Source organism: Rhizobium sp. AN68 (genome assembly GCF_030758035.1).
GTDB classification, from domain to species: Bacteria; Pseudomonadota; Alphaproteobacteria; order Rhizobiales; family Rhizobiaceae; genus Agrobacterium; species Agrobacterium tumefaciens.
On record NZ_JARWMI010000001.1, the window covers coordinates 334,870 to 351,067 of the forward strand.

A 16,198-nucleotide genomic window follows, 5' to 3' on the forward strand; every position below is an offset into this window, starting at 1 on the left:
AGAACACGAAGCTGCCGTGTCCTGCTAACTCGGCAGATACTCTGCGCTCCAACTCTCGCTGATCGTGCCGGATGCAATCAACCGATCGATCTCGTTATCGGTGTAGTTCAGGTCGCGGAGAACGGCTCGCGTGGAGGCGCCGTACTTCTCCGCTGGCGTTATAGCCGTCACCTTGCCGACTGCCGGACGGATGGCGAAGGGGTCGAGCTGAGTGACGGTGTGCCCGCTCGGATGGTCTGGAAAAACCGAGAATGAATAACTGCCCCGGTCGAGCCCCGGCGTGCCGTCGGCAATGCGGGCGCTGCGGCTGCGGATCTCCTCGATGTTCTCGCAGAGAGATACGCCGATATCGGCTTTCTGCAGGCGCTGTTGCCAGGTCCCAGCAGGTGCCGTCATGAAGGCTTTCGCCAGATAGGCCTCGCGATCGGATGCGGCCATCTCGACAATTGCCTCAAGCCCCTCCGCCCTGCCGAAGCGTGGCAAATCAACTTCCGAAGCACAGAGGAGAATATGATCCCCCGACGCCGTTTCGTAGAGCTGCGACAGGGCGCTATATCCCTTGGTCTCGCTACCGGAAGGCTCATCGAAGGGACCTCGGTTGGCATAGTCATAGCAGAAGGGTATCTGGGCGAGGCCGGTCAGCGCCGACAGTGATGTCCGCGGGCGACCGATAACCCCGGTTCTGGATTTCTGATACAAAGCCGCTGCAATGCCGAGCGCAGCGCCGAAACCGCACATCACGTCAATGGTACCGACATGGGCGTGTTCCTCCGGCGTGTCCATGGAGCCGCCGAAACGTAACATGATGCCGGTTGCCGACTGCACGAGGTCGTCATAGCCGAGATAGTCGGTACGCGGACCGGTGCGCACGCCGCCGAAGCAATCGAGCTGGCAGAAGATCGCTTGGGGGTTGAGCGCTTTCAGGCTTTCGGCATCGAGACCCATCGCCTTGACCTGACGGTCGGTGGCGTTCCAGACAACGACGTCGACTGAGCGCACCAGTTCTTCGAACACGATGCGGCCATCGGGCGAACCAATGTTCAGCAGCACGGACTGTTTGCCGCGCATGTGGGACATGCCGAAGATCACGGTGTTCCAGCAGTCATAGAGCGGCTTGGCCGGATCGATCTTGATGACCTCCGTACCGAAACGGGCAAGATAGGCGACCGAATGCGGACCGGCGATCACATTGCACAGATCGAGAACCTTGACGCCGTCCAGCCAGCCGCCGGGGGCCCCATTCGCTACAACCGGCAAGGAAGGGCGCTCGATGCCGGCGAGCAGTGCTAGCGCCTCCTTGGCCGTTCCCCAACGTCTCGGGCTTGGCGTTAACATAGATTCGGCGCTCTCCTGCAGCCAGGCCATAGGCCCCGGCTGGGTCATGCGGCCGAAGATCGGATCGTCCACTTCGATCATGAGGCCGGCAGCCTTGGCATGATCGTCGGCGATCCATTCCTTCAGCCAGCGTTGCGGCGCGCCCGGAAACAGCCCTTCTCCGAAGACACGTTCCCATTCAAAAGCCGTTTTGGTCAGGAAAACATCCTTCATGCGAGCCGCGATTTTGTCAGCCCAGAATTTCGGGAGCGGATAGACACCGAGCGAAACGTCTGAAGACCACTGCGAAACTGGAAGATAGGTGTCTTCCTCCTCGCGCAGTCCTTCAGCAACGAGCTCGTCGTAAATGCCAAGCGCTTGCAGGCAGCGTTTGGCATGGTTCTTGTGGCTGGGGCAGACCACGTAGAACATCCGTCCGTCGGCGCACCTATAGCTGCGATAGAAGGGATCGAGAAACTCCTGGAGGTCGTCAAAAGACATGTCCATTTGCAGGTCCTCGCCCCGCCGACGCTCGATTTCCCGCTCGCGCTGGGTTTTATAACGCAACGGATAGTCGTCAATCAGAATGGAATTGTAGGACAGGCCCTCCATGACGGCGCTTGCCAGCGGCACCTCAATATGATCGCCGTGGCCGGTGCGCTCACGCGCCTGAAGCGCCAACACCGTCGCGGAGGCCGCAAGCATCGCACCATATGCGGAAGAGAGTGGGAGCGGCGAGAAAGACGGGTTGATACCCATAAGAACGCGGTTTAAGCCCATATCCGTAAAGACGCCCGACGAGGCTGCGATCACTGTCTCGAAGGCACGCCAGTCCCGGCGGAGTTCATCGTCGGAGGCGAAACCTGGGATAGACAGGGTGATCAGCTCAGGCCGCGATTTACGCAAAGTCGAAAAATCGATCCCGAGCCGGGCAAGCACACCAGGGCGGAAGTTCTCGATCACAATATCAGCCTCGGCCACCAGCGCTTTCGCCTCAAGCAAACCCTTCTCCGTTTTGAGGTCGAGTGCGACGATCAGCTTGTTGCGGTTGAGGATGGCGTTGGCGGGATTGTCCCAGAGCGGCCCGCTGGGGGGATCGATATGCACGACGGTCGCGCCGAGATCGCCCAGGATCATGGCCACGGCCGGGCCAGCAATATACTGCCCAAAATCAACGACTCGAACGCCGGAAAGCGGAAGCGTTGAACGTGCTATTGATGTCATCCTGTAACCTCCCCCAATAGTTTTCTATGCGTGTGCGTCAGCAACAATCCAGCCGGCTGCCTTTTCGGCGATCATCAGCGTCGGCGCATTGGTGTTACCACTGGTGATCTTCGGCATGATGCCCGCATCGACGACCCGCAGTCCCGCGATTCCTCGAACCTTGAGGCGACTATCGACAACCGCCATAGGATCGTCATCCCCGCCCATCTTCGTCGTACCAACCGGATGGAAGATGGTATTGGCAATATCGCCCGCAAGCCGCGCCAGCTCCTCATCGCTTTGGAACTGCGGGCCCGGTTTCCACTCCTGTGGCCTATATTTCGCCAATGCTGGCTGCGACACGATTTTGCGCACTTGCCGCAGACTTTCTGCAGCAATCCTGCGGTCTTCGTCCGTGCTGAGATAGTTCGGCGCAATCGCGGGCGCGTCCGACGCCTTATTGGAGCGAATATGAACACTGCCCACGCTCGATGGATTGAGGTTGCAAACGCTGGCTGTGAAAGCGGGGACAGTGTGCAACGGTTCGCCGAAGGCGTCGAGGCTGAGCGGCTGGACGTGATACTCCAGATTGGCGTGGGCCTGGCGTTCGTCCGAACGGGTGAAGGCGCCCAGCTGCGAGGGCGACATGCTCATCGGACCACTGCGTTTCAACGCATATTCGAGCCCTATCATCGCTTTACCAAAGACGCTGTTGGCGAGCGTATTCAGCGTTTTCGTATTACCGACCTTGAAGACGGCACGGATCTGCAGATGGTCCTGAAGATTTTCTCCGACACCTGGCAGGTTGTGCTTTACCTCAATACCGAAACGCTTCAGCAATCCCGCTGGACCGATGCCAGATAATTGCAGGATTTGTGGTGAGCCGATGGCGCCGGCCGACAGAATGACTTCTCCCCGCGCCCCAACCTCCGCGCGCTGCCCTTGACGCTCAACAATAACACCGATGCACCGCTTGCGACCAGATGCCTCGTTCGCAAGGATCAAACGCTCGACATGAGATTGCGTCCAGATCGTCAGGTTTGCGCGGTTTTTCGCTGGGCGCAGGAAAGCCTTGGACGTGTTCCAGCGCCAGCCCGAGCGCTGGTTCACCTCGAAATAGCCGACGCCTTCATTGTCGCCACTGTTGAAATCGTCCGAACGCGGAATGCCCGCTTCCACCGCGGCTTCTGCAAAGGATTCGAGGATATCCCATTTCAGCCGCTGCTTCTCGATGCGCCATTCGCCGCCATGGCCATGCATGTCGGAAAACCTGCTGTTGCCACCAGTCTTCGGGTCTGCGCCATGGTCCAGCCGGTAGTGGTCCTCATGCGCCTTGAAATCGGGCAGGCAATTTTGCCAAGACCAGGCATCGTCGCCGGTTGTCGTTGCCCACCCGTCAAAATCGCGTGCCTGACCACGCATATAGATCATGCCGTTGATCGACGAGCAGCCACCAAGCGTCTTACCGCGAGGATAGCGTAGCGAACGACCGTTCAGTCCGGCGTCCGGTTCGGTTTTGTAAAGCCAGTCTGTGCGTGGGTTGCCGATACAATAAAGATACCCGACCGGGATATGTATCCATGGGTAGTCGTCCTTGCGGCCGGCTTCCAGCAACAGAACATGTTTTGACGGGTCACGACTGAGGCGATTGGCAAGCAGGCAGCCTGCGGAGCCACCACCAACAATAATGTAGTCAAAAACGTCGTGGAAATTGCCGGAACCACCATTCCTCATAGGGTTACCCTCCAATCGCGATGGAACACCACACAATTATAAGACTGGACACTTTGCATTGGCATGCCATGCTTCCTCCCTGCTTTATATGCAGGCATAGCCAACATTCGATCGTGAAATCCAATGACAAATTCAACCAAGCATTATAAGTGAAATTAATATGCTGGAAGGTATCGATCTGAGAACATTGCGAGCGTTTGTTACCGTGGGGCGAGAAGGGAACGTCACCCGCGCCGCCGAGCACCTGCACGTTACGCAGCCTGCGGTGACGCTTCAGTTGAAACGCTTGGCCGCTGACACCGGGCTAACCCTGTTCCGGCGGACCTCGACAGGTTTGGAGTTGACACAGGAAGGTGCACTGTTGGCGGCAAAGGCCGAGCAAGTGCTGGCGGCGCTGACGGACTTCGGCCAGACAGCCGGACGTTTATCGACCGGCGTCCGGGGAAAATTGCGGATCGGTACGATCATCGATCCGGAGTTCACACGATTAGGGGCGTTTCTGAAAGCACTTATCGAAAACGGGCCAGGTATCGAGACAACGCTGCGTCATGGCATGAGCGGCGATGTGCCGGAGAGGCTGAAGCGAAACGAACTCGACGCCGGTTTTTATCTTGGTGATCCAAGGGACTATGACCCGCCGACCGATGTTACTGGAGGGAGTACCGCGTCGCTTTTCCACTCTCGCGCACTTGCGCAATTGACCTATTGCGTTGTCGCTCCGCCATCGCTCGCCAGCTTTGTTCGAGGGGCCAACTGGTTACAGCTTGCCTCCCTCCCCTGGATCGGCACGCCACCCGCATCGGTTCATAACCGGATGCTGGCACGGCTGTTCACCAATCTTGGCGTTCGCCAACAGATTGTCGCCCAGGTGGATCAGGAAGCGTCAATGATTGCCATGACACGCACAGGGATAGGGCTGAGCCTTTGCCGGGAATCGATTGCCCTTTATGAACAGCAGTCCCATGGACTGGTGATCGCTGATAATGTGAAGCTCTCGACGACCTTAAGTTTCCTCTGCCTGGAAGCGCGCATGAGCGATCCTTCTATCGTCGCTGCATTTGACGCAATCAAACGAGTTTGGGTTCAGTAAACCGACTTAGCGGTGAAGCTCTTGACAGGAATCGAACCGTCGGTGCGCCAGTCCCTTCACACACGCAGCACATCGATGACAGCGCGCAGGCCGGCCGACAGGTATTTCCGCGTCGGGTAATAGAGATACAGCCAGTCCTCGGGCGCACTCCAGGATGCCAGGCATTCGACCAGGCTGCCATTCTCGATATAGGCACGCGCCCGCTCTTCCCAGACGTAAGCCAGCCCCACGCCCGAAAGTGCTGCCTCGACCATCAGCTCATGGTCATCGAGCGACAGAGAGCCGGTCGGCTCGAATTCGATGATCTTGCCTGCGCGGCTGAACTCCCAGGCATAGGGCTTGCCGCTTGGATAGATATTGCGAATACAGACATGGTGACGCAAATCATCCGGGGTTTTGGGGCGCGGATGACGTTCGAAATAGCTTGTTGAGCCCACGACGGCAAACCGCAGCCGCGGCTTGATCTTCACAGCCGTCATGCCATCGCGCAGACTTTCTCCAAGACGGATGCCGGCATCAAACCCCTCCTCCACAATGTCGACAAGCCGGTCGGTAGCGACGATTTCCAGCTGAAGCCCGGGATTTTCTGCAATCAGAGGACCGATGACTGACCGGAATACGAACGGTGCGACCGAATTGGGCGCATTGATGCGAACCTTGCCAAAAGGAGTATCGCGAAACTGGTTGAGGGCATCGAGCGCCGAGCCGATCTCGCCGAAGGCGGGCGACAGTTGCGCAAGCAACATTGCCCCGGCATCAGTCAGCGACACGCTGCGGGTCGTTCGATTGAGCAGACGAATGCCGACGCGTGCCTCGAGATTACCCACCGCATGGCTGATCGCCGAGGCCGTCACCCCGCGCTCTTCGCCGGCCCGGCGAAAGTTGCGGTGACGGGCGACCGCATCGAAGGCCGCGAGTTCAGAGAGATCCGTACTGCGCATTGTCAAATCTCACTCATCATTGAGAGGAAGATTATCTCTCTAATCTTGATCGTTGAAAAGGTCCAGATTTCTCCTCGCAAACCGGCGCTTGTGCCGGACCACACAGGAGATAGGACAATGGCCGACTTCATTCCTCCCGCCCACAACACTGCATCACCCTTTGCCGACATGCGCGGTCATCACGTTGCCGTCCGCACGCCGGACCTCGAAACCGCAAAGTGCTGGTATGTCGAGAAACTCGACTTCCGTGTCGTTGCCGAATGGGACTACGCCGACGAACAATTGGCCTATCTCGCACCCGCGACTGACGACCATTTCTATGTGGAAATCCTGGGTGGCGGCGATCCGGCGCCGGCGGAGGTCCGCCCTTATACCGATCTCGGCGATAGCCTCAAATATGCCGGCTACCACCATTTCTGCCTGAATGTCGCAAGCGTCGACGCCACTGTCGAGGAATTGCGGGCGCGCGGCGTCACCATCGTGACCGAGCCGTTCGAGCTTTTGGCAATCAGCCGCCGCCTCGCCTTCTTCTGCGATCCCTTCGGCAATCTGATCGAGCTGGCGGAAGTCCTGCCGTGACCCTTTCTCACCCGGCTGGCCGTCACGGCATCGCGATGGCCAGCACATCAGGAGAATATCCCATGACGAACTCCATCATGATTATCGGCGCCGGCCCCGGCATCGGGCAGGCCGTTGCGGAGAAATTCGGGCGGGAAGGCTGGCATGTCGTGCTCACCTCTCGCAATGCCGCTCGTCTCACCGGTCTTTCCAGAACCCTTTCCGGGCAAGGTCTCCACGTCTCGACTTTGCAAGCCGATGCGACCGACCCGATCGCACTGCGCAAGGCGGTCGCTGAGGGCGACCGCATGTCCGGCGGGCTGACGGCGGTCCTTTTCAATGCCGCGTTCGTGCGTGAACAGGATCTGTTCAGCATGCGCGACGATGAGGTCACGGACGACCTCGCCACCAATGTCGCTGCCGGCCTTCACACGATCCGGGCATCCGTTGAGTTGTTCGGTGCCCGCGGCGGTACGATTCTGGTTACAGGTGGCGGCCTCGCCGTCTCACCCCATGCCGGCTATGCCAGTCTCGGCCTTGGCAAGGCGGCCCTTAGAAATGTCGTCGAAGGTCTGGCCGGCCCTCTCGCCGAACGCGGCATCCGCATCGCGGTGGCGACAATCGCCACACTCGTCGGCCCCGGATCGACAGAGGCGAGAGAGGCAGCCGACACAATCTGGACGCTGGCGACGGACCCGACCGCAGGGTGGGAAGCCGTTTACCCCGCAGACGCCTTCAAGGGAGACTGACATGACCGAAACATTGACTTTGATTGCCAGGCTGACGGCCAAGCCGGACTGTGCCGCGACGCTTGGCGAAGCGTTGCAGGCTCTGGTCTTACCGACCCGCGCCGAGGGGGGATCGATCGACTATCACCTGCACCGCGACAACCATGATCCCAGCGTCTGGATTCTCTATGAGAACTGGCGATCGCGCGCTGATCTCGATGCGCATTTTGAGCAGCCCTACACCAAAGCCGTCATGGCGCGCTTTCCGGACCTGCTGGCCCGCGACATGGAACTGACATTCTGCACCATGACATCGCCGCGCCCTTGAGCCCCCGGCCCAATGCTTTCCCCATCAATCCAGCATCAATGAACACCCTCATGAAAATCTGGTTCATCACCGGCGCCTCGCGCGGCTTTGGCGCCCTCGTCACCACACACGCTCTTGCCCAGGGAGACGCCGTCGTCGCCACCGCCCGTAATCCGAAGGCGATCACAGAGCGGTTCGGCGAACACCCCAACCTGCTTCCGGTGGCCCTCGACGTGACCGACGACAAACAGGCGAGCGCAGCCGTGAAGGCAGCGATCGAGCGCTTCGGCCGCATCGATATCCTGCTCAACAATGCTGGGTTCGGATTGATGGGTGCCGTCGAAGAAGCAACCGTGGCTGAGGTCGAGGCTGTATACCGCACCAACGTCTTTGGTCTCCTCAACGTGACCCGCGCCGTCCTGCCCTTTATGCGCCGGGCCCGTTCCGGCCGCATCCTGAATATCTCGTCGATCGGCGGCTATCGCGGCGCAGCAGGTTTCGGGGTCTACTCCTCGACGAAATTTGCCGTCGAGGGGCTGAGCGAAGCCCTGCATGACGAACTGGCGCCGCTTGGCATCCATGTCACCGTCATCGAGCCGGGTTATTTCCGGACCGACTTCCTCGACAGCTCGTCCTTGTCGGTCCGCGGCAATATCATCGGCGATTACGCAGAAACTGTCGGCAAGGTGCGCACGATAGCAGCCGGTCTCAGCCATAACCAACCCGGCGACCCCCAAAAGCTGGCAGAGGTCCTGATCTCCTTCGCTGACGCCCCCAATCCGCCGGTCCGCCTCCCGCTCGGTAGTGATACCGTCGCAGCGATCGAAAAGAAGCATGCACAGGACAACGTCATCCTTTCCGAATGGCGCGCCGTCTCGGTCTCAACCGACTTCGCCGTTGACTAATGACGACGCTCGTCTGGTTAAACTTCTTCCGATGGGAGGCCGCTTTCGGGCCTCCCATCGCCTTGAGCAGATTTGCACGCAACGACTTGCCGTTATTGGTCGCGGCGTCGGCTAAAAACCTCTGCGAATTAGCGTTTCTCGCCTGTACGCCTCTCAGCTCCAGCGCGGTGGCGTCCCAATGTGATCTTGCAGCGCTAGTGTGAATGCCTTGACCTTGGCAGATGGCACCTGAAGCGCGCGTAGAAGATAAATTCCGGTGGCCGCTTCATTCCATCTTTCGCCCGATAACGGTAGGCGTACAAGATCACCCACCTTCACCGAAGGTCCCGATACCCAGCTCGGCAGGAACGCCACACCCATCCCCGCTAGTGCAGCCCCGTTCAGCGCTTCAAAATCATCGGACCGGAATACAACGCGCTCACACGCTTCCCCGGTCGGCGCGCCAAGAATGCTAGACCACTCAAGAAGATCGTTGCCATGGAGCTTGTCGAGAAGGCGATGATTGCGAAGCTCGTCTTCGCTTTCCGGCACGCCGTGATGCTCAACATAGGCCGGGCTTGCCACGAGTATCCGATCGAGGGGTGCCAGTTTGGTTGCGATCAACGTGCTGTCGGGCAGTTCCCCCATTCTCACCACCAGATCAAGTCGCTCCGCGACCGGGTCGGCCAGTCGTTCGGTCAAGTCCAGCTCAACATGCAAGCCTGGATATTGCCATGCAAGCGATGCCAAGACAGGAATGACATACCGCTTTCCGAAGGTCGGGAAACAGGCGATACGCAAAGTGCCACTGACCTCACTATCGAATGCCGTCACCTCGGCATGCGTATCGGCCAGATCGTCGAGCAGGCGCTGCGCACGCTCGAAGAGGTGACGGCCCGCGTCCGTTAATGACAGTGCCCGTGTTGAGCGGACAAGGAGAGGCACCCCCAGATCTTGCTCGAGCGCATCGATCTGCCGCACAACAGCCGAGGGAGTGACAGCCCGACGCCTGGACGCGGCTGAAAAGCTGCCGGCGCGGACGACGTCAACGTATACCGCCAGATGTTCAGCGAAGCGTGGATCCCTCATCTTTGCCTACGACGCAAAACCGTTCCGACCATTCAGTTGGTTATCATCCAAGGTCATCAGGAGCACATTCCTTCTCGTCAACGGGCAATTTTGCTCACCAAACAGAAGGAACACACCTATGGTCAAGATCCTTGATACAATTCTCTCACAATCCGCCTATTCCGCAGAGATCGACATTCCGCTCGAAAGGATCGACATTGCCGATTGGCTCTTCAACCTACCCGAAGCGGAATATCTTCGCTGTTGCCCGCCTGACCATATTGCCGCAGGCGTCACCTGGACTGACGACGGCCGTCGGATGTCGATCAATGTCGAGCAGATCGGCTCAGGCCTAGTGGTACAGCACTATGTGGCCGAAGCCGCCGAACCAACCTATTGCCGGATGAACTCGATCTCGGATGTCTTCACCGCCAGTGGCAGAACTCAGGTCAATGTCGTCTGGGAACTGATCGCTGAGAAAATCGATGACGGCAGGACGCGCTACACCAACAAGGTCACAGCGCATCCAACCGATGCGTTCATGAAGTTCATCGAAGACCATGGGGTCGCTTACGAAGATGCTGCAGCCGCCCGTCAGGCCGCAGGTGGTGACCACAACAGCCGCGAAACGCCACTGTTCGCTGCCAGCATCGCCCGGCGCGCGCTTTCGAAGTAAGGGAGGAACATGCGATGAAAGCGATCGTCTTTGATGAATCCGGAAGCTCGGATGTTCTACGGCGTGCCGAAGCACCCATGCCTGAAGTGCGTCCCAACGACCTTCAGGTGAAGGTTATGGCGGCAGGTGTCAATCGCGCCGACCTTCTTTAACTCAAAGGCGTCTATGGAGCAGCGTTGCCTCGTCCCTGTCACCAGTTTTGCCGAGCCGGATCCGGCCAGCAAACAGGAAGGCGGCAATGTGCCCAATGCCTGGTTTGCCCACGATGACGAGAAATCGCTGATGTTTTTTGCGGGAACCATGTGCCGCAATGGCAAAGTGTGCGGAAGGTCAGGGACGGCCTCACGACCGACGATCTCTATGGTTTTCTGACCACAGATCCCAACGATCTCGTGAAACCGATCCATGAGAAAGCCGTGCCGGTTCTGTTGCTGAAGAAAGAGGACACGGACATCTGGATGCGGGCGCCGTGGGACGAGGTAAAACATCTTTTCCGTCCGCTTCCGAATGATGCGCTGATCATTCTGTCGCGTGAGCCCGATGGATCATCGATCGTGTCGAAATCCGGTGAGCCTGTAACGCACTGACCTTCCGAGATCTCGTCGATGCGGCGCTGATCGGCTTCGATCGCCGCGAGTCTTTCACGCTTCCTCCGCGGAACTCTCTTCGCTTGGTTAGAACTCCTGCGTCGCCTACTTGGGCACGTCCGTCCCAAATTCATCGATCAGCGCTTCGACGAAGCTTCGTACCTTGGCGGTAGGCCGGCGCCCGACGGGGTAAATCACGTGCATTGGACGAGACGGACCCTCGTGGTCGGGCAGCACCTGGACGAGTCGCCCGGCAGTGATTTCTGCGTTCAGCACACTTTCCGGCCCCAACGTGATGCCATAGCCTGCGATCGAGGCATGCAACAAGGCCTTCCAGTCGTTGCTACGGATTCTACCGCTGATGCGCACCTCCTCGCTTTTGCCGCTGCGAGTGAACTGCCAGCGGCAGGGAGTCGAGGACGGCCCGTCGCTATATGCAAGGCAATCATGCTGCTCCAGATCCAGTGGAATTCGAGGGGTGCCACGCCGGATAAGATAGTCCGGAGACGCACATGCAATCAGCCGATAGGGAGCGAGAGGAAGCGCGATCAGCGACGGGTCTTCGACCTCGCCGATCCTTACCATCACCTCGAACCCCTCCTCCAACGGATCAACGAAACGGTCGTTGAGAGTAAGGTCTATTCGCATGTCCGGATAGCGATCGAGATAGCGCGTCACGAACGGCGCCAGACTAAAGGCACCGAAGGTCACCGGAGCATTGACACGCAGCACGCCTTTCGGCTGGGAACGCATATCAAGTGCAACGGATTCAGCCGCCTCGACGTCTGAAAGCAGCTGCTTGCAGCGGTCATAGAAGACCCTTCCCACGTCGGTCAGACTTTGTCGCCGCGTCGTACGGTGAAGCAACGCCGTCCCAAGTCGGTCCTCCAGGAACACAACATGTTTGGCGACCATTTGGGGTGACATTTCCATGGCCTTAGCTGTGGCGGCAAAAGATCCCAGGTCGGAGGCTTTGACAAAAACAGCCATGCTCGAAAGTTTGTCCAAGATTACCCCCTTACAGTTGGGAATGTCTGCTTGCATTGGCGATTTATCTCAATGTGGCACTCAATTAAACCCATGTTTGTGAAATTAATCGGAGAGACATCATGAAAATTGGAATTATTGGGGCAGGCATGGTTGGCCGTGCCATCGGCAAGCTCGCTGTTGCTTTGGGCCATTCTGTCATGCTGAGCAATTCTCGCGGCCCTCAGACCCTGTTCAGCTTGAGCCGGAGCATTGGGTGCCAAGTAGGAACGGTCGAGGAGGCCGCCGCTTTTGGCGAACTCGTCGTCATCGCCATTCCACTCGCAGCCTATCGGTCTATCCCAGTTGAGCCACTTGAGGGCAAACTGGTGATCGACACGAACAATTACTACTTCGAACGAGACGGCCACATTCCAGAACTGGACTCAGGCGAGACGACGACAAGCGAAATTCTCGCGCGCCACCTGCCGCGATCGCGGATCGTCAAGGCATTCAATGCCATCATCATGGACGATCTTGAAAAGGATGGACAGCCGACTGGATCGTCGGGACGTCGAGGTCTCCCTCTGGCTGGCGACAATTCTACCGACAAGGCGGTCGTCGCAAGGCTCTATGACCAGTTCGGCTTCGATGCAGTGGATGCAGGCCTTCTTGCCGAGGGATGGCGGTTCGAGCGCGGCAGGCCGGTTTATTGTGTGCCGATGGCTGCCGATCGCCTAAACGATGAGCTTGCGAAAACGATCCGCTAGATCGGTCCCGGAAGCGGCAAGGCGTCAGCTTTACATAGTCGAAGAGCAGAACCCACTGCGGAGCCGACTGCGCTCGTCCCCGCAGTTTCAATACCGAAGCAGCCAGCCTTCGCAGACCTTTCATCCAGAACCGCTTCAAGATCTGCCTGATTTCGGTTGTTACAAGCGCCCAAACAGGAAATGGGCATACCAGCTGTAGCGAGCAGCGCGAAAGCCGTTCGCCTCCCGCAAGACCGGTAAAAAGGGTTGACTCAGAAGGTTTGAGCATGGCGACAGCAAAGCCGGAAACCGAGACCGACAGCCCGGGGCTAGCGGGCCCGCATCTGAAATCTATGCCTCCGCCGTACCGCCTTATGCGGACTGGCACTGCCGTCGAAAACCGCGTCACCATGGTGGGTGATTTCTGGCATTCTCACAACACCGCTGTCTTAGGCCATGGACAACCAAGAAAGTCCATTTGATAATGAAATCGTATTCTAAATTATGGATCGTACAGAATGGATGCTTTGACCGACGTAGTGCAACTGCTAAGACCTAAGACAGTCCTCATGGGCAGCATGGTGGCATATGGAGATTGGGGAGTTCAGGTTCCGCCGCAATCTGGTCCAATGTTATATTTTATTATGGAAGGCTCGGCGCAGTTTCGCGCCAGCCATGGCGAAACAACGTCGCTGGAGACTGGCGATTTTATCCTGTCGGGAAATCCCACAGCCGACACATTCTTCAGCCGGCCTGACCAAGAGATCGTATTCTCCGATGAAGAGTTCAAGGCGCTCAACACGGTCGACGGAGAAATTAGGGTCGGCCAGGTTGGGTCGGAAACTCCGACGCGTATTATTGGCGGGTGCATACTCTGCGATCCAACGAATGCCGACTTGTTATCAGAGCTGCTGCCCACGCTTGTCCATGTCCGCGCTGAAGAGGGAATCGGAGCCCGTCTCGGCAACCTCATCGCTTACATACGTGATGAAGCGGCCAACTCCCGGGCTGGAAGTGACCTCATTTTGTCGCGGCTTTTGGAGGTCCTGCTTATCGAAACGTTGCGGCGCGAAGCCTCGACACTTCCAAACCCCGGAATGTTGCGTGGCCTTTCCGATCCCCAGCTTGCTCGGGCCATCAGCGACATTCATTCAGACGTCCGCCGCGGTTGGACGATCGCCGAGCTAGCACAACGAGCCGGAATGTCGCGTTCGGCCTTTGCCCGGAAATTCTCTGCGGCTGTTGGCCTCGCACCCGTTGAGTACCTTCTCAGATGGCGGATGGCCATCGCCAAGGACACATTGCGACATAGCCGGAGATCGTTAGAGGAAGTCGCCGAAAAGGTGGGCTACCAATCTGCCAGCGCCTTCAGCACTGCGTTCAGTCGGAGGGTCGGGTGTCCACCGAGCGAATTTGCGCGGATGGCAGGTGCGACCTAGATCACTTTGGTCATCGCCAATTCAGAGAAGAAATGAAGAGCCAACAAACAGCGCGATTAGGACGATACAAAACGCATAAAGGACGATCGATTATGGTTCGTCTTGGTTTTCAGATTTAGAAGGAACCATCCTAAAAACAAATTGGAGGTTCCAATGAAAACCATTCTAATTACGGGCTGCTCCTCTGGCTACGGCCTGGAGACGGCTCGTCACTTCCTCGCAAACGGTTGGAACGTCATCGCCACGATGCGTACGCCGCGTGAGGATGTCCTACCGCGCTCGACGTCACTTCGCATCCTGCCACTGGATGTCACGAGCGTTGACAGCATCGCAGCCGCGGTTGCGACCGCCGGCCCGATAGACGTTCTGGTCAACAATGCCGGAATCGGCGTTGTCGGCGCTTTCGAAGCAACGTCCATGTCGCATATTCGCAAGATCTTCGATACCAACACCTTCGGCCTGATGGCCATGACCCAAGCGGTGATCCCGCAGATGCGCGAACGCCGTTCCGGCGCGATCATTAACGTGACGTCCAGCGTCACCTTGGCTGACATGCCTCTTGCAGCAGCCTACAAGGCCAGCAAGCAGGCGATTGAAGGTTTCACCGGATCATTGGCACACGAGCTCGGCTATTTTGGTATTCGCACCAAGCTGGTCGAGCCAGGCTACGCTCCCACAACGCGGTTTACCGAAAACACGTCGGTGCGCATCGAGGACATGATCCCGCCAGCCTATGCCGATTTTGCAGCTCCAATCTTTGCCTCCTTCGCAAAGCCCGCACTGACAACGAAGGAAACCGACGTTGCCGAGGCGGTCTGGGCCGCGGTCGCGGACACCGCTGGTCAGCTTCGCTTCCCTGCCGGTCCAGATGCAGTCGAATTGGCACGCGCTGCTGGTATTATCTGACCTTTGGGCAGTGGACCGGGCGGCGGAGGAACCTTTACTCTGCCGCCTGACGCCTCTCTGGGTATGACGGCTAACGACTTGGCGGAGCACTGGAGCGGCGACGCCAGATGCTGCTCACTTCCCGCAGCTCTTGAGGGGATACGAAGTGACGACCGCAATATTCTAATCAAACTCTAGCTGCGCCAATATCATTCCTCCTGACGACTTGTCGAAACCTCGATATCCAGCTTTATTACTGGAAATATCTGGAGGATCAGATGGCTAGCTCTCAGACACGCGCAATTCAGAAATATAGAAGCCGCCTGGGCGACCGCGGTCTCGCTCGTTTTGAGGTGCTCGGGCGCGATAGTGATCGCAGCCTGATTAGATCACTTGCGCGCCGATTGGCCGAAGATGGCCCGGAAGCAGCCAATTTACGAGCCTTTGTAAGCGAAACTCTCGCTGGAGAGCCGCCGAAAAAAGGAGGGATTGTCGCGGCACTCCGCCGGTCACCACTGGTTGGAGCAAATCTCGACACACCCCGTTCACGCGAAGAAGGTCGCGAGATCGATTTGTAATGCGCTATTTGCTCGACACCAACATTCTCAGCAATATCACGAAACCAGAGCCTTCAGCGTCATTGTTGACATGGATGGCTGAACAATTTGACGATGATTTGTTCATCGCGTCTCTCACTATCGCCGCGATACACCGAGAAATACTCGAGAAGCCGGAGGGTAAAAAGCGAACTGCTCTCGAAACTTGGTTGGAGGCAAGGAGGGGCCGCTGTCACTCTTCGCAGGTCGCATCCTTTCGTTTGACGAGAAGGCAGCCCTCGTTTGGGGAGAGCTGATGGCACAAGGAAGGGCAACCGGCCGCCCGCGTAGTGCGCTGGACATGATTGTGGCTGCCATCGCCCAATCCAATAGCTGCGTTGTTGTCACCGATAATGAACGAGATTTTCAAGGGATCGAAATCATCAATCCTGTCCGAGGAAACGCAATCTAAAACAATTGCTAGATTTAGCTCTTGAAAGGATCGGAACCAAGGACGCCTTTGTTTTTATTTT

At 57.9% G+C, this 16,198-nt stretch carries 16 protein-coding genes and 2 pseudogenes; 13 read left to right on the plus strand and 5 right to left on the minus strand.

Annotated features, from left to right (window positions below; all coding sequences use genetic code 11):
• Nucleotides 1–24: 24 nt before the first annotated feature.
• Nucleotides 25–2,538 carry a CoA transferase gene (locus tag RBH71_RS01505; RefSeq protein WP_112361572.1) on the minus strand — a complete coding sequence of 838 codons (2,514 nt, stop codon included), beginning with the start codon at nt 2,536–2,538 and terminating at the stop codon, nt 25–27.
• A 24-nt stretch (nt 2,539–2,562) separates the two neighbouring features.
• Nucleotides 2,563–4,251 (minus strand): GMC family oxidoreductase, encoded by a 1,689-nt coding sequence (locus tag RBH71_RS01510; RefSeq protein ID WP_112361571.1) that lies wholly within the window; start codon nt 4,249–4,251, stop codon nt 2,563–2,565.
• 160 nt (nt 4,252–4,411) lie between these two features.
• Between RBH71_RS01510 and RBH71_RS01515 the strand changes: the two genes are divergently transcribed.
• On the plus strand, nt 4,412–5,341 hold the full coding sequence (locus RBH71_RS01515; protein ID WP_060641930.1) for a LysR family transcriptional regulator: 930 nt from the start codon (nt 4,412–4,414) through the stop codon (nt 5,339–5,341).
• A gap of 56 nt (nt 5,342–5,397) precedes the next feature.
• On the opposite strand, the gene RBH71_RS01520 is transcribed toward RBH71_RS01515, so the two are convergent.
• Entirely contained in the window at nt 5,398–6,282 is an 885-nt protein-coding gene (locus tag RBH71_RS01520) for a LysR family transcriptional regulator (RefSeq protein WP_112361570.1), read from the minus strand.
• A 117-nt stretch (nt 6,283–6,399) separates the two neighbouring features.
• Between RBH71_RS01520 and RBH71_RS01525 the strand changes: the two genes are divergently transcribed.
• The 4 genes from RBH71_RS01525 to RBH71_RS01540 are packed head-to-tail and all read left to right on the plus strand — an operon-like array spanning nt 6,400 to nt 8,780.
• Nucleotides 6,400–6,861 carry a VOC family protein gene (locus tag RBH71_RS01525; protein ID WP_112361569.1) on the plus strand — a complete coding sequence of 154 codons (462 nt, stop codon included), beginning with the start codon at nt 6,400–6,402 and terminating at the stop codon, nt 6,859–6,861.
• Nucleotides 6,858–7,589, plus strand: coding sequence for an SDR family oxidoreductase (locus tag RBH71_RS01530; RefSeq protein ID WP_323687010.1), 732 nt, complete (start codon nt 6,858–6,860; stop codon nt 7,587–7,589). Before RBH71_RS01525 ends, RBH71_RS01530 begins: the two co-directional genes overlap by 4 nt.
• Nucleotide 7,590: 1 nt before the next feature.
• Nucleotides 7,591–7,896: a putative quinol monooxygenase gene (locus RBH71_RS01535; RefSeq protein ID WP_111801635.1), complete on the plus strand. Its 306-nt coding sequence runs from the start codon at nt 7,591–7,593 to the stop codon at nt 7,894–7,896.
• Between the two features lie 50 nt (nt 7,897–7,946).
• On the plus strand, nt 7,947–8,780 hold the full coding sequence (locus RBH71_RS01540) for an oxidoreductase (protein WP_112361567.1): 834 nt from the start codon (nt 7,947–7,949) through the stop codon (nt 8,778–8,780).
• A gap of 153 nt (nt 8,781–8,933) precedes the next feature.
• Here RBH71_RS01540 and RBH71_RS01545 read toward each other — a convergent pair whose 3' ends face one another.
• Entirely contained in the window at nt 8,934–9,848 is a 915-nt protein-coding gene (locus RBH71_RS01545) for a LysR family transcriptional regulator (RefSeq protein WP_323687011.1), read from the minus strand.
• A gap of 118 nt (nt 9,849–9,966) precedes the next feature.
• On the opposite strand from RBH71_RS01545, the gene RBH71_RS01550 reads away from it, so the two are divergent.
• The 3 genes and pseudogenes from RBH71_RS01550 to RBH71_RS01560 form a co-directional block, all read left to right on the plus strand.
• Complete coding sequence (locus RBH71_RS01550; RefSeq protein WP_080850285.1) at nt 9,967–10,503, plus strand: hypothetical protein; 537 nt, start codon at nt 9,967–9,969, stop codon at nt 10,501–10,503.
• Nucleotides 10,504–10,517: 14 nt separating this feature from the next.
• Complete coding sequence (locus RBH71_RS01555) at nt 10,518–10,655, plus strand: hypothetical protein (protein ID WP_244561980.1); 138 nt, start codon at nt 10,518–10,520, stop codon at nt 10,653–10,655.
• A 13-nt stretch (nt 10,656–10,668) separates the two neighbouring features.
• Nucleotides 10,669–11,090: pseudogene (locus RBH71_RS01560) on the plus strand (SOS response-associated peptidase family protein); the annotation flags it as partial.
• A 105-nt stretch (nt 11,091–11,195) separates the two neighbouring features.
• Here RBH71_RS01560 and RBH71_RS01565 read toward each other — a convergent pair.
• Nucleotides 11,196–12,098: a LysR family transcriptional regulator gene (locus tag RBH71_RS01565; RefSeq protein WP_162687877.1), complete on the minus strand. Its 903-nt coding sequence runs from the start codon at nt 12,096–12,098 to the stop codon at nt 11,196–11,198.
• Between the two features lie 101 nt (nt 12,099–12,199).
• On the opposite strand from RBH71_RS01565, the gene RBH71_RS01570 reads away from it, so the two are divergent.
• From RBH71_RS01570 to RBH71_RS01590, 5 genes and pseudogenes are all read left to right on the plus strand, one after another.
• Nucleotides 12,200–12,826, plus strand: coding sequence for an NADPH-dependent F420 reductase (locus RBH71_RS01570; RefSeq protein ID WP_111801632.1), 627 nt, complete (start codon nt 12,200–12,202; stop codon nt 12,824–12,826).
• Between the two features lie 497 nt (nt 12,827–13,323).
• A complete protein-coding gene (locus RBH71_RS01575) occupies nt 13,324–14,244 on the plus strand; it encodes an AraC family transcriptional regulator (RefSeq protein ID WP_323687012.1) in 921 nt (306 codons plus the stop codon).
• A gap of 153 nt (nt 14,245–14,397) precedes the next feature.
• Nucleotides 14,398–15,150: an SDR family oxidoreductase gene (locus tag RBH71_RS01580; RefSeq protein WP_013637034.1), complete on the plus strand. Its 753-nt coding sequence runs from the start codon at nt 14,398–14,400 to the stop codon at nt 15,148–15,150.
• Between the two features lie 257 nt (nt 15,151–15,407).
• Nucleotides 15,408–15,707 carry a hypothetical protein gene (locus RBH71_RS01585; RefSeq protein WP_080850283.1) on the plus strand — a complete coding sequence of 100 codons (300 nt, stop codon included), beginning with the start codon at nt 15,408–15,410 and terminating at the stop codon, nt 15,705–15,707.
• Nucleotides 15,707–16,137 (plus strand): annotated as a pseudogene (locus tag RBH71_RS01590) (type II toxin-antitoxin system VapC family toxin). The gene RBH71_RS01585 and the pseudogene RBH71_RS01590 overlap by 1 nt, the downstream one beginning before the upstream one ends.
• Nucleotides 16,138–16,198 lie beyond the last annotated feature (61 nt).